Genomic DNA, 13668 nt, shown 5'->3' with positions numbered 1-13668 from the left:
GCGAACAACAACGGCCCCACGATCTCCTATGACGAGTGCGGACCTATCAGTCTTCGGTTGCCGACGGGTCGATAATCGCGTCCTTGCGAACATGGCGCAATGCCTGGAACGATCCGCAGCGGCCGGCAACTTCGTTCATGCGCGCCGATGGCAGGAAGCCGCCCTGCGGAAGCAGCGATGGCCGGCCATCGCCGCAAGGCGGCCAGATCGTTCAGGCCGGGCCGCAGCATTCGTGAAAAATCCTCACCATGCCATCTCATATTGAAGTCCTTATGCCACCAATATCGCCGATCTACATTGGAGATGGACCGATGAGGAGCTCACATGTCCAAGACATGGTTCATCACAGGCGCTTCCTCCGGGCTCGGCCTCGAGATGACGCGGCAGCTGCTCGCCAAGGGGCACAAGGTGGCAGCGACAACGCGCCGTTCCGATGCGTTGACCCAATTGAAGCAGGATTACCGCGACGACCTGGACGTCGTCCGGCTCGACCTGGCCGAGCCGGACAGCATTAAATTGGCCATCGAAGGCGCGTTCCAGCGGCACGGTCGGATAGACGTCGTCGTCAGCAATGCGGGCTATGGCCTGTTCGGTGCTGCGGAAGAGCTGACGAACGCTCAGATCGAGCGGCAGATCGCCACCAACCTTGCCGGATCCATCCATCTGATCCGCGCCGCGCTGCCCCCTCTCCGACGCCAGGGCGGCGGGCGGATCGTCCAGGTTTCTTCCGAAGGCGGGCAGATCGCTTATCCGGGCTTCAGCCTTTATCACGCGACCAAGTGGGGGATCGAAGGCTTCGTCGAATCCGTCGCCCAGGAAGTGGCCCCTTTCGGCATCGACTTCATCATCGCCGAGCCAGGGCCGACCGGCACGAATTTTGGAGCCAATCTCGACCGCGCGGAACCCCTGGCGGCCTATGAGGAAACCCCTGCCGGCGCCGTTCGCCGCGCGATCAGCGACGGAAGCTTCGAGATAAGGGGCGACGCGGCGCGCACCGTGGCCGCGCTCATTTCCGCCTCCGAAAGTGCAGCGCCGCCGCTGAGGCTGGTGCTGGGCAGCACCGCCTATTCCTCCATCTCACAGGCGCTGTCCGCGCGCCTGACCGCTGTCAAGGCGCAGCAGGAAGCGGCGGGTTCCGCCGACCGACGGAATGTGTGAGCCGCGGCAACCGCCCGGGCGCACCGCCATCATGGATCGGGAAGCAAACCATATGTCCATTCGACCCGTATTATTCGCTCTCGCCCTCAGCATTTCCTCCTGGCCTGCCGTCGCGCAGGACGTCGCAAAAAACCAGGTGGCAGGCACCTGGCGGATGATCTCGGCGACGATCGACCCCGGCGGGAAAAACACCCCCGCCTATGGAGCGAAACCCAACGGTCTTCTCGTCTTCACTCCCGACATGCACTTCGTGGAAGTTCTTACCGATGCCGACATCCCGCGCTTCGCTTCCAATGCCCGCGGTGAAGGAACGGATGATGAGAATCGCCTGGCCATGTCACGCAGTATCGGGTTTTTCGGAACCTACACCGTTGATGAGAACGGCGAATTCAGCGGAAATCGCGTCGAGGGGGCAACGTTTCCGAACTGGGTCGGCAGCGTCCGCACCCGTGATGATCTGACGCTGGTCGTTTCCGGCGACCGCATGACCGAAAATTTTCGGCGGCCCGACGGGACCAGAATCAGGATCGAATTCCAGCGCGTCAAATGAGGCCGGAAGGATGGAGGGTTTCGACACCGCCCGACCTGCGCGGACGAGCTTCCGCCTTGCGGACCATGACACGACCGGAGTGAGCCGAGCTTCCGCCTTGCCTGCCGGCGCAGCGGGTGCAGATCAGTCACTGGCCTGCCAGTCATAGTTCTTCATGTAGTCGAGGAACGCGCGCATGGCAGCGCTCGGAAGGCGGCGACTGGGGTAATACAGAAACCAGTGCGGCAAAATCGGACTCCAGTCGGAGAGAAGCTCCACCAGCCGGCCGCTCAGAACATGGGGTTTGGCATAGTCGTCGAGGACATGTGCGATGCCCGTGCCGGCCAGCGCCGCCTGCAGTTCGTTATGCGCCGCGCTGACCGTCAGGCGGCCCGTGGGTGAGATTTCGATCTCTTCGCCCCCCTGGGCAAATCGCCAGGTTACCAGAGTGCCGCCGGGGAATCGGCGCTTGATGCAGTCATGACCTACGAGATCGTGCGGCACCCGCGGCTGGCCGTGCCTCCTGATGTAATCCGGTGAAGCGACGATCGCATATCGAAGTGCGGGTCCAAGCGGGAGCGCGATCATGTCCTGCGCCAGCTGCTTGCCGAACCTGACCCCGGCATCGAACCCCTGCTCGACGATATCGATTACCGCCGCATCGCTCACGATCTCGATCTTCACCTGGCGATAGGTGGTCATGAAGTCGAACACCAACGGACAGAGAAGATGATCGACGGCAGGCGCCGGCGCATTGATCCGTAGAGTTCCGGAGGGACGATCCCTTAATTCATCGACCTCCGCGATAGCCAGCCGAATATCGCTCAATGCAGGGGTCAGACGTTCGAGGAGGCGTTGTCCTGCCTCCGTCGGCGAGACGCTCCGCGTCGTCCGGTTGAGGAGCCGAATACCCAGAGCCTCCTCCAAGGCATTCATGGTCTGGCTCAGCGCCGATGAAGAGACGCCGCGCTCAAGGGCCGCGGCGCGGAAACCGCCGCAGCGGACGATCGCGACGAACACATCAAAACTATCCAGCCGGACCGGAACCATTGAGAAGCAGACCTAATCAACCCGATCATGTCTACTCAGATTATCAGATCAATCATTGAGCGTCATGGTCCGGGACGCCGGTTACACCCGGTCCAAACACCCGCCCGGTGATCCGGGCGTCAACACCGGCGAAACATTCGTGCCGCCGCCAGCATTGGCGCGAGCGGAGGCAAAGAAGACAATGGGGTTCGCGAAACCCGTTATTGCGCTGGCGGTCCTGGATCGCTCGCCGCCGTACGCACGGCCCATTCGGCGAAGGAGGCGGCAAGCGCGGCGCGGGCGCCGGCAGGTGCATATCCGAGCCGGTAATTGGGGCCTGCGACACGGATGCCCCGGAACGGCTCGACGAGTTCGCCGCGCGCCAGCAGGTCCGCGACCACCTCGATCGGCGCGGCAAGCGCCCCCTGGCCGGCGAGGCAGGCTTCCAGCGCGATGTAGAAATGGCCGAAGCTTGAAGCCTCGACGGCGCGATCGACCGACATATCGGCCGCGACCAGCCATCGCGCCAGTTCTCCGGGCCGGGTGGTGGCCTCCAGCAGCGCCACGCCGGCGAGATCCGCCGGCTGTCTCAGGGTTGCGGCAACCTCCGGCCGCGCCAACAGGCCGATCTCCTCGCGCAGCAAGGTTGCGCTGCGCAGGTCGCTTTGCAGGGCCTCTCCGCGCCGGATCACCACATCGAACGGAATGTCGCGCCACTCCTCGCCGGTGTGGATCGGCCGCACGCGGACGTCGACCCGGCGGAACTCCGCTTCGAAGGCCGGCAGGCGCGGAATGAGCCAACGCATGGCAAAGGTCGCCGGGGCGATGACGTCCAGAACCTCCGCGACGTCCACCGGCATGAAGCTGTCCACCGCCGATGCGAGGAGGTCGAGCGCCGCGCCGGTGGTCGAGGCGAGCCGCAATCCCGCCGGCGTCGCCGTCATGTGGCGCCGGTTGCTTTCGAACAGCGGTGTGCCGAGCCAGGCCTCCAGCACCGCGACCTGCTTGCTGACGGCGCTGTGGGTGACACCGAGCTCCGCCGCCGCCGCGGTTACACTGCCGCTACGCGCCACCGCCTCGAACGCCACGACTGCTTTCAAAGGCGGAAGACTACGCCGCATGCGCCTGTTCCAAATTCTCACACGATGACAGAACTAATATCGCTTTACTCACACAGATGATAGTAAATAATAACGGCAATAGAGACGAGAGTTTGAAATAACAAAACAGAAATAATAGCTTTCGCGTGTGACAATTTAATAACGGAATGCGTAAAATGAATATGATGACGACCGGCGCCCACGCGCCGCGCGACCGCATCGTCGTGAATGGACGGCAATACCACAGGCCGCAGCGCACGACCGTGGTGATCTGCTTCGACGGCTGCGATCCGACCTATATCGAGACCGCCGCACAGGCCGGCGTCACCCCGGCGCTCGACGCCATGCGCAGCCGCGGGCATTTCGCCCTCGCCGATGCCGTCATGCCGACCTTCACCAACCCGAACAACGTGTCGATCGTCTGCGGCGCGCCGCCGGCGGTTCACGGCGTCGCCGGCAATTTCTATCTCGACCTCACCACCGGCGAGACGGTGATGATGCTCGATGCCGCCATGATGCGCGCGCCCACCATCCTGGCCGGCCTCGCCGAGATCGGCAGCAAGGTGGCCGTGGTCACCGCCAAGGACAAGCTGCGCAAGGCGCTGGCCTTCGGGCTCGACGGCATCGCCTTCTCCGCCGAATGCGCGCAGGGCACCACCGACGAGGAGCACGGCATTGCCGATGCCGCTGGCTTCGTCGGCCTCGACAAGCCCGACCAGTACTCCGCCGAGCTGTCGCTCTTCGTGCTCGATGCCGGCATCCGGCTGATCGAGGCCGGCCGTGCCGACGTGCTCTATCTCTCGCTCTCCGATTATGTGCAGCACAAGCACGCGCCGGACGCCCCGGAAGCCCTGGCCTTCATGGCGGCGGTGGATGCCCGGGTGGCGCGGCTGATCGAGCTCGGCGCCGTTGTCGGCATTACCGCCGATCACGGCATGACCGACATGTCCCGGCCCGACGGCGTGCCGCACGTGACCTATCTCGGCGACGTGCTCGACGCCGCCTTCGGCAAGGGGACGACACGGGTGATCTGCCCGATCACCGACCCGTTCGTGCGCCATCACGGCGCCCTCGGCGGCTTCGTGCGGGTTCATGTGCTGGATGGCAGCGTGTCCCACCGGGCGGTGCAGGACCTCCTCGCCGGCCAGCCGGGTGTCGCGCTGGTCCTGAGAGGCGCGGAGGCTGCCGCCCGCTTCGAGATGCCCGAGGACCGTGAGGCGGATTTCATCGCTGTCGGCGACGCCGGCGTCGCGCTCGGCGCCTGTGCGACCGACCACGACATCAGCCAGCTTGCCGGCGAGCGGCTGCGCTCCCATGGCGGCCTGTCGGAACAGCGGGTGCCGTTTCTGCTGTCGCACCCGGTGGCGAAGTCGGACGAGAACCGCCGCCTGCGCAACTTCGACATTTTCGACTTCGCGCTGAACAGGGTGGGCTGAGCGATGCGCCGCGCCGTTCTCGTCATCCTCGACGGCCTGCGTCGCGATTTCGTCGATGCCGAGCGCATGCCGCATCTGGCGGCGCTGCGGGAGCGCGGCACGTTCTTTCCCAGCTATCGCTCCGCCTTTCCGTCCGCGACGCGGGTAGTGTCCTCGACGCTGGCGACCGGCTGCTGGCCGGCGCGGCACGGCCTGCAGGGCAATTCCATGGTGCTGGTCGAGGACGGCCGGCTGGTGCGCCACGATGTCGGACATCCCGGCTTTCTGCAGCATAAGCGCCGCGTCACCGGCCACTCCCTCGCCATGCCCACCCTTGCCGAGCGGGTCGCGAGGCGGGGCGGGGCGATGATCTTCAACAATGTCTCGCCCGGCGCCGCCTATGCCCATGATCCGGACGGCCACGGCCAGGTGTTCCACCGCGCCGGCTCCTTCGGCCCCGGGCGGGCGCCCCTCGCCGACGGCCTCGATGTCACGCTGGACGCGGCCGGCGATGCGGCCATGACGACCCGCTTCATCGCCGAAGCGCTGGCGCCCGGTGGCCCGGCGCTGGCGGTGCTGTGGATGGGCGAGCCGGACCATATCCAGCACGAAACGCCGCTGGGCTCGCCGCCTCATCTGGCCGTGCTCAAGGCCGCCGACGCCAATCTCGGGCGCGTCATCGCCGCCGTGGAAGCATTGCGGGAGCAGGGCGACGAGGTGCTGCTGATCGCCGGGTCCGACCATGGCCATGAGACGATTGTCGGCGTCATCGACATCGAGGACGAACTGGTCGCCGCCGGCCTCAAGGCTGAACTCCACTCCGATGATGTCGTCGTCGCCGCCAACGGCACCTCGGCGCTGGTTTACCTGCATCCCGACCATAGCCGTCGGCACGACCGGCTGGACGATTTCTTGCGCAGCCGCCCCTGGGCCGGCGCGGTGTTCGGCGGCGACGAGCTCGGAAAGGTCGGACAGGCCCCGGTCGGCGCCCTCGCCTTCGCCGTGTCCATGAGGGGCGACGACGCTCCCAACGCGTTCGGCATTCCCGGCTCTTGTCTCGCGGTCAAACCCCAGGGCGGCAAGCCCGACCGGCTCGGCTTCGGCCAGCATGGCGGGCTGAATATCCATGAACAGTCGCCGGTGCTCGTCATCGACGGGCCCGGCTTCAGCACCGGCGCGCCGCCCGCCCCGGCCGCCGTGGTCGACATCGCGCCCACGCTGCTCGCCCATCTCGGACTGCCGGCAAACGATCTCGACGGCAGGCCCCTGCAGGAGGCCGCGCCGCGTTTAGCCGCCGCCCCCTTCTCCCTTCAGATCCCCGTTTCGGAGAACCGCCGATGACCTCGCTCAGTCTCAGCCGCCGCACCTTCCTTGCCGGCACCGCCGCTGTTGGCCTTGCCGGCGGGCTTGTACCCTTCCAGCCGCGGAGCGCGCTTGCCGCCGCCGACCCCACGCGCGGCGGCGTGCTGCGCTACGCGACGCTTGGTCTCGACACCGCAGACCCGCACCGACACACCGGCTCGATCGCGGTGCAGCAGATCTATGCCGAAGCCCTGACCTCGATCGGTGACGACGGCGCGGCGGCGCCCTTCCTTGCCGAGAGCTTCGCCGTCTCGCCGGATGGCAAGACCTACACCTTCACGCTGCGCGAGGGCGTGACGTTCCACAATGGCGACGTGATGGGCGCCGACGACGTCGTCGCCAACATCATCCGCGTCAAGGACAAGGTAAAGGGCGGTTGGCTCGCCTCGGCGATGAAGCTGGTGGAAACCGTGACCGCCCAGGACGCCCGCACCGTGGTCATCGCCATGCACGAGCCCTATGCGCCGCTGGTGAACCTGATGTCCGAACTCTGGATTCTCTCGCCGAAATCCCCGGGTTGGGACGACACCATCACCACCCCGATCGGCACCGGCCCGTTCACTTTCGGCACGTGGCAGCCCAAGGTGAAGCTGACCGCGCCGGCCAGCCCCGCCTATTGGCGCGGCGGCATGCCCTATCTCAGCGCCATAGAGGCGGATCTGCGCGACGGTGCGGACCGTCAGCTCGCCCTGCGCGCCGGCGAGATCGACATTGCCAGCGTGCCGGCGGACATCGCCAAGCAGCTCGCCAAGGATCCCAACCTGCGCGTCTCCCAGCTGAAGGATGCCGGCTGGTACTTCGTCGCCTTCAACAACCGCAAGCCGCGCCCGCCCTTCAACGATGTGCGCGTGCGCCAGGCGCTCGCCTACGCGATCGACAAGGCGGCATTCATCAACTTCGCCTCGGCGGGCACCGGCGTGGTCTCCAACCAGATGGTCGGCCCCGGCAATCTGTATTTCGATGACGCGCTGTTCAAGGCCGACCCGCATGCCAAGGCGGACCTCGGCAAGGCCAAGGCGCTGCTGAAGGAAGCGGGCGTCGATCCCAGCAAGGAAACCATCGAGTTCGTCTCCTGGCAGGAAAGCTACCCGCAGGTGGTGGTGCAGATGGTGCGCAAGCTCGGCTTCAACGTGAACCACGTCGCGCTCGACGACATCGGCACGCAGAAGCGGCTCGGTCAGTATGACTGGGACATGAACTGCATGAGCTCAGGTCCGCGCGCCGACATCTTCCTGCGCTATGTGCGGCTGATGAGCGACGGGCCGAACCCGGTGCTGTGGGGCGGCATCCAGGATTCGGCCTTCGACGCGCTGGTGAAGAAGGCTGTGGCCGAAACCGACCTCGCCACCCGCCGCCAGCACTATCTCGACGCCTGGAAGATGGTGATGGACAACTACTATGTCGTCGCGCTCGGCATGGATGCCGACCAGATCGTCATCCGCAAGGGCGTCGAGGGCTATGAGCCCGGCTTCACCTGGTCGCCCAACCGGGTGGATGGCGGCGTGGCCCAGACCTGGCTCGCGGGCCGGTCGTGAGCCTCGCGCTCCCCTCCGAGGTGGGCGGAGCGGTGCGACGGGGGCTTTCCCCGCGCACCGTGATCGCGGCGCTGGTGCTGGCGGCGATCATCGCGCTCGCCCTCGCCGCGCCGCTGATCACCCCGTTCGATCCGCTCGACCAGGACCTGCTGGCGCTGAACCAGCCTCCCGGCGCGGAGCACTGGCTGGGCACCGACCATATGGGGCGGGACGTGTTCTCCCGTCTCGTCATGGGCGCCCGCACCACGCTGGTGGTCGGCTTCGGCGGGGCGCTGGTTGCCTTCATCCTCGGCGCCGGTCTCGGCCTCGTCGCGCTGTCCTTCGGGCGGGCCGCGGAGACGGCGATGTTCGCGCTGATCGATCTCGTGCGCGCCATGCCGGACGTCCTGCTGGCGCTGCTGCTCATCGTGGCGCTGGGCGCCGGGGCGCAGCCGGTGATGATCGCGCTCGGCATCGCCTTTGCCCCCTTCTTCGCCTATGTCGCCCGTGCCACCTTCCACCGCGAGGCGGTGAAGGACTATGTCACGGCCGCACGGCTGTTCGGGGGCGGACGACTGCACGTGCTGCGCCTGCACATCGCGCCAAACCTTGTCGGCGGCCTCATAACCCAGGCCGCGATCCTGCTGCCGCGCTGCGTGGTGACGGAATCGGTGCTCAGCTTCCTCGGCCTCGGCTCCTCGCCGGATCAGCCGACCTGGGGCCGCATGGTGGCCGATGCCAGCCATTACATCGAGACGTCCCCGCATGCCATTCTGGCGCCGGTGCTCGCCATCGTGGCGCTGACCCTGTCGCTGTCGATGATCGGCGATGCGGTGCGCCGCAGGCTCGATCCGCTGCGCGCCGCGGACGAGGCCGCGCTATGAAAACCGTTCTCCACCGTCTTTCGCCCTTTGCCATCGCGCTGGCGCGGATGCTGGTGCAGGCGACCGGCATCGTCGTCGTCGTGTTCCTGCTCGCCCGGCTGGTTCCCGGCGACGCCGTCGACGTGAAGGGCCTCGAGGGCGATCTCACCGCCGCCCAGCAGGTCGCGTTGCGCCATGAGCTCGGGCTGGATCGAAGCGTCCCCGAGCAGCTCGTCGCCTGGAGCTGGCGGGCGCTTAAGGGCGATTTCGGCGACTCCATCCGCTTCGGCCGCCCGGTGTCGGGCATGCTCGGCACCGCCCTGCCGACCACGCTGCTCTTCGCCGCGCTCAGCTTCGCTCTCGGTCTCGGCCTTGCCCTCGCCCTTGCGGTCGGGGCGGTGACCACCGGCAATCGCGTTCTCCGGGAACTGGTCAACCTCTTCAGCGTCTGGTCCATCGCCCTGCCGACTTTCTGCGTCGGCGTGATCGGCATCCTGGTGTTTTCCGTCTGGCTCGGCTGGTTGCCGGTCCTCGGCTCGATGAACCTGCCGGTCATCATCATCGGCATCGACAGTGCCGGGGTGATCGTCAAGCCGCTGCACGAGGAGCTGCGCGAGGCGGCGACCTCCGCCCATGTGCGCACTGCCCGCGCCAAGGGGCTGGCGCCCTGGCGCATCGCCCTGCGCCATCTGCTGCCGACCGCCGTGCCGGTCATGCTCGCGCTGTCCGGGCTCGTGCTGACCAGCCTCGTGGCGGGCACGCTGACCATGGAGGTACTGTTTGGCCTGCCGGGCGTCGGCAGCCTGCTGCTCAACGCGATCCATGGCCGCGACTACCCGGTCATCCAGGCGGCGATCCTTGTCATCGCCGTCGCGCTGGTGGTGATCAATGCCGCCACCGATCTCCTCCATCGCCTGATCGACCCGAGGATGACGTCATGACCGGGCCTCTTCTTTCCCTGCGCAACCTCATTGTCAGCGCGGGCGGACGGCGCCTGGTGGACGGCGTCTCGCTCGACATCGAGGCCGGGCGCACGCTCGCCATCATCGGCGAATCCGGCTCCGGCAAATCGCTCACCGCCTTGTCCTTGCTCGGCCTGCTGCCCGAGGAGCTCGTCGTCGATCCGGCGACCCGTCTCACTATAGAGGGCCGCCCCCTCGCGCCGCGCGACGAGCACGGCTGGCGGGCGCTGCGCGGACGGCGCATCGCCATGGTGTTCCAGGATCCGATGGCTTGTCTCAATCCGTTCATGCGGGTGGCGGCCCAGATCGACGAGACGCTCCGGCGCGCCGGCATTACGTCTCCCTCCGAACGGCGCCGGCGGATCGAGGACGGCCTCGCCGAGGTGGAGCTGCCCGATCCGGCGGCACTCGCCCGGCGCTACCCGCACCAGCTATCCGGCGGGCAGCAGCAGCGCGTGATGATCGCGATGGCGCTGGCCGGCGAGCCGGACCTCCTGATCGCCGATGAGCCGACCAGCGCGCTCGACGCCTGCGTGCAGGCCGACATCGTGGCCTTGCTGGCGCGGCTGCAGACGAGCCGCCGCCTCGCCTTGCTGATCATCACCCATGACCTCGCGGTTGCCGCCGCGCTCGGCCACACCATTGCGGTGATGCAGCACGGGCGCATCGTCGAAGACGGCCCGGCGGCGCAGATCATCGCCCAGCCGCGCCATCCCTACACAGCGCGTCTCGTCGGTTCCGGGCGGCTGTTCGACGCCGTGACGGCATCGCCTATTCCGCTGCGCCATGTCGTGGCGACAGCCGAGAATGTGAGTATCGACTATACCGCGCGCCGCCTGTTCGGCAGCACGTTCCGCGCCGTGCAGGATGCCTCGCTGTTCCTCGTGGCCCGCCGCACCGTCGGTCTGCTCGGTGAATCCGGGTCCGGCAAGAGCACGCTCGCGGCCGCTCTTGCCGGGCTGCGCACGCCCTCCACGGGGAGCATCCGCCTGCTTGGCCATGTAATCGGGCCCGGCGGAAAGCCTCTGCCGAACGCGCTGCGCCGCCGCTGCCAGATGGTGTTCCAAAATCCCTATGGCGCGCTCAATCCGCGGCTGACCATCGGCCGGGCGCTGGCGGAGCCGTTGGCTCTGGCGGGCGTTCCGGCGCCCGCGCGTGCTGGCCGCATTACCCGGGGCCTGCGCGAAGTCGGCCTCGATGCCGAACACGCCGCGCGCTACCCGCACCAGCTCTCCGGCGGCCAGCGCCAGCGCGCCTGCATTGCCCGCGCCCTGCTGTGTGACCCCGAGGTGCTGATTTGCGACGAAGTGATCTCGGCACTCGACATGACGGTGAAGGTGCAGATCCTTGAACTGTTGAAGCGGCTGCAGGGGGAGCGCGGCTTCGCCATGCTCTTCGTCGGCCACGACCTCGACGCGGTGCGCTGGATTTCCGACGAGGTGCTGGTCATGCACAGGGGGCGCATTGTGGAGAATTGTGGGCCCGAAGACCTCAACCTGGCGCAGGTTCGCGATCCCTACACGCGGCGCCTGCTGTCGGCCCGGCTTATCTCGCCACTCGAGCGCTTATGGCAGGAAGCGCGGGTCGAACGCCCGCAGTCCAGCGAGGTGGCTGGCGCGGAAACGACGCCCGTCGTTTGATCCCACCTCCGGATGCCGGCAATCGGCATTCGGCGTGCCGTCAAGCGCCCCCAACGCCCGGCGGCATTCGGCAGCAACAGCGGACGCCATCGCGGAAATGGAGTTGAAATGGCGGAGACGGAGGGATTCGAACCCTCGAGACCCTTTTAGGGGTCTGCTCATTTAGCAAACGAGTGCCTTCAGCCTCTCGGCCACGTCTCCGGTCGGCCGAGCTTGCCCGCCTCAACAACGAAGCACACCCCGCGACGGCGACCTGTCTAGGTATCGCGACGGGTCTGGTCAAGGCCCAACAGCATTTTCGCCCGCCCCGTCCCACGCCATGCGCGCGCAGGAAGTCCAAACCGCCGCGCCGGCGGGCATGGAGGTGAGGCCGGTCCTCGGAGCGGGCGCCGGCGGCAACACGCTCCGCGCCTCGGCGGGGAGACGACCGACGAGCCGGCCGGCGCCCCCCTCGCCCTAACGCAGCCCGACCAGCCGCTTCATCCTCAGCGCCATGCAGATCACCAGCGCGCAGCCGATCGGGAACACGAACTCGTTCACCGCCGTGCCGATCAGCCGGGCCGGAGTCACCGCCGTGCCGAGTTGCGCCGCCCGCCACAGGTTCAGCCCGGTCATCGCCCCGGCGGCCAGCACGCCCACCGCCACGCCGAGCAGGAAATAGCTGCGGATACGGGTCACCTCGTGCTGCGACAGATAACCCAGCACGGCGCCGAGAGCGGCATATTCAATGCCCTTGATGGCACAGACGAGATAGAAGAACAGGTCGATCCCCGCCGGGGCGAGGTCCATCGCCGATTGCACCGTGCGCTGCGCGCCCTTGGCGATCCCCCAGGCCACGGGGCCGGAGACCAGCCCCAGCAGCCCCATCACCAGCGCGCGGTCGCGCCCGGCCACCGTGCCCACGGCGAGGCCGATGCACACCAGCACCGCCCAGCTCACCCCCTGGGCCACGTCGCCGAGCACCGCCACGCCCGGCCAGCCGGTGCCGAGGCCGAGATTGAGCGCGAGCATCAGCAGCTGCACGAGAAGGCCGAGCAGCACCGCCATCCAGGCGACCACCACCGCGCGCCGCACCGCCTCGGCGGCGATGGAGCCGACGATTCCCTCGGTATAATCGTCGGAGATCGCGGCGTGACTGCCGCCGACCGGGTCCATGTCCGTCATCGCCCGCCCCTCGGGTGACGCCACGTCAGGCCGCAGGTTAGATCATCCGGTGCGAAAACGGAACGCACCTCGGCTCGCCCGGCCCCGGCGGCAGACGGCCGAATCCGCCGCTGCGGGTGCGTCAGCGGGCACGCTGGCCGAACAGCACCTTCTGCGCTTCCTTGTCGGTGGCGAGGTCGGTCTTGTTGCGGTCCTCGGCGTTCACCGAGAGGCCGCGCTTCACCGCCGGGCGGGCCAGCATGCGGGCCAGCCAGGCCTTGAGGTTGGGGAATTCCTCGATGTTCTGGCCCTGCCGCTCCCACAGCTTCGCCCAGCCGAGGCAGGCGATGTCGGCGATGGAATAGTCGCCGGCGAGATAGTCGCGGTCGCCGAGGCGCTTGTTCATCACCCCGTACAGCCGGTGGGTCTCGTTGGTGTAGCGGTCGATGGCGTAGGGCAGCTTCTCCGGCGCATAGATGCGGAAATGGTGCGTCTGCCCGGCCATCGGCCCCAGCCCGGCCATCTGCCAGAACAGCCACTGGTCGACCTCGACCCGTCCGCGCTCGGTGGCGGGATAGAACAGCCCGGTCTTGCGGCCGAGATATTGCAGGATCGCCCCCGACTCGAACACCGAGATCGGCGCACCGTCCGGTCCCTGCGGATCGACGATGGCGGGAATCTTGTTGTTGGGCGAGATCGCCAGGAATTCGGGCTTGAACTGGTCGCCCTTGGCGATGTTCACCGGGATGACCTCATAGGGCAACCCGCACTCTTCCAGCATGATGCTGATCTTCCAGCCGTTCGGCGTCGGCCAGTAATAGAGCTTGATCGGGTTCGTCTGAAGTTCGGCCATGGGCACGCGGCCCTCCACAGTCCCGCCCCCTTTTGGGCGTCTCGCCAACAGAACTAGGGCCGCGCGAGCCGGCTTGCAAGCGGGGCCGCGCCGGGTGCCG

Annotated in this window: 12 protein-coding genes and 1 tRNA gene; 8 read left to right on the top strand and 5 right to left on the bottom strand. The window is 67.3% G+C overall.

The window, feature by feature from the left end:
• Positions 1-324 precede the first annotated feature (324 nt).
• Together J2X65_RS00600 and J2X65_RS00595 are read left to right on the top strand one after the other, a co-directional pair.
• Positions 325-1158, top strand: a complete 834-nt coding sequence (locus J2X65_RS00600) for an SDR family oxidoreductase (protein WP_310196524.1) — start codon at positions 325-327, stop codon at positions 1156-1158.
• 52 nt (positions 1159-1210) lie between these two features.
• On the top strand, positions 1211-1708 hold the full coding sequence (locus J2X65_RS00595; RefSeq protein ID WP_310196521.1) for a lipocalin-like domain-containing protein: 498 nt from the start codon (positions 1211-1213) through the stop codon (positions 1706-1708).
• A gap of 123 nt (positions 1709-1831) precedes the next feature.
• Here J2X65_RS00595 and J2X65_RS00590 read toward each other — a convergent pair whose 3' ends face one another.
• Together J2X65_RS00590 and J2X65_RS00585 are read right to left on the bottom strand one after the other, a co-directional pair.
• Positions 1832-2737: a LysR family transcriptional regulator gene (locus J2X65_RS00590; protein WP_310196520.1), complete on the bottom strand. Its 906-nt coding sequence runs from the start codon at positions 2735-2737 to the stop codon at positions 1832-1834.
• A 200-nt stretch (positions 2738-2937) separates the two neighbouring features.
• A complete protein-coding gene (locus J2X65_RS00585; protein WP_310196517.1) occupies positions 2938-3837 on the bottom strand; it encodes a LysR family transcriptional regulator in 900 nt (299 codons plus the stop codon).
• Positions 3838-3992: 155 nt separating this feature from the next.
• Between J2X65_RS00585 and phnA the strand changes: the two genes are divergently transcribed.
• From phnA to J2X65_RS00555, 6 genes are read left to right on the top strand one after another with little or no spacing between them, the layout of a single operon-like run.
• Positions 3993-5252, top strand: coding sequence for a phosphonoacetate hydrolase (gene phnA / locus J2X65_RS00580; protein ID WP_310196514.1), 1260 nt, complete (start codon positions 3993-3995; stop codon positions 5250-5252).
• Between the two features lie 3 nt (positions 5253-5255).
• On the top strand, positions 5256-6572 hold the full coding sequence (locus J2X65_RS00575; protein WP_310196510.1) for an alkaline phosphatase family protein: 1317 nt from the start codon (positions 5256-5258) through the stop codon (positions 6570-6572).
• Complete coding sequence (locus J2X65_RS00570; protein WP_310196507.1) at positions 6569-8128, top strand: ABC transporter substrate-binding protein; 1560 nt, start codon at positions 6569-6571, stop codon at positions 8126-8128. The genes J2X65_RS00575 and J2X65_RS00570 overlap by 4 nt, the downstream gene beginning before the upstream one ends.
• The gene (locus J2X65_RS00565) at positions 8125-8991 is read left to right on the top strand and encodes an ABC transporter permease (protein ID WP_310196504.1); all 867 of its coding nucleotides are present in this window, start codon (positions 8125-8127) and stop codon (positions 8989-8991) included. The genes J2X65_RS00570 and J2X65_RS00565 overlap by 4 nt, the downstream gene beginning before the upstream one ends.
• The gene (locus J2X65_RS00560) at positions 8988-9911 is read left to right on the top strand and encodes an ABC transporter permease (protein ID WP_310196501.1); all 924 of its coding nucleotides are present in this window, start codon (positions 8988-8990) and stop codon (positions 9909-9911) included. Before J2X65_RS00565 ends, J2X65_RS00560 begins: the two co-directional genes overlap by 4 nt.
• A complete protein-coding gene (locus tag J2X65_RS00555; RefSeq protein WP_310196497.1) occupies positions 9908-11572 on the top strand; it encodes an ABC transporter ATP-binding protein in 1665 nt (554 codons plus the stop codon). Before J2X65_RS00560 ends, J2X65_RS00555 begins: the two co-directional genes overlap by 4 nt.
• A 109-nt stretch (positions 11573-11681) precedes the next feature.
• Here J2X65_RS00555 and J2X65_RS00550 read toward each other — a convergent pair.
• The 3 genes from J2X65_RS00550 to J2X65_RS00540 form a co-directional block, all read right to left on the bottom strand.
• A tRNA-Ser gene (locus tag J2X65_RS00550) sits at positions 11682-11773 on the bottom strand.
• A 255-nt stretch (positions 11774-12028) separates the two neighbouring features.
• Positions 12029-12736 carry a hypothetical protein gene (locus J2X65_RS00545; RefSeq protein ID WP_310196494.1) on the bottom strand — a complete coding sequence of 236 codons (708 nt, stop codon included), beginning with the start codon at positions 12734-12736 and terminating at the stop codon, positions 12029-12031.
• Positions 12737-12857: 121 nt separating this feature from the next.
• Entirely contained in the window at positions 12858-13568 is a 711-nt protein-coding gene (locus J2X65_RS00540) for a glutathione S-transferase N-terminal domain-containing protein (protein WP_310196492.1), read from the bottom strand.
• Positions 13569-13668 lie beyond the last annotated feature (100 nt).

The organism is Ancylobacter sp. 3268 (genome assembly GCF_031456575.1).
Taxonomy (GTDB): Bacteria; Pseudomonadota; Alphaproteobacteria; order Rhizobiales; family Xanthobacteraceae; genus Ancylobacter.
This window is presented reverse-complemented; position numbering and strand designations above follow the sequence as displayed.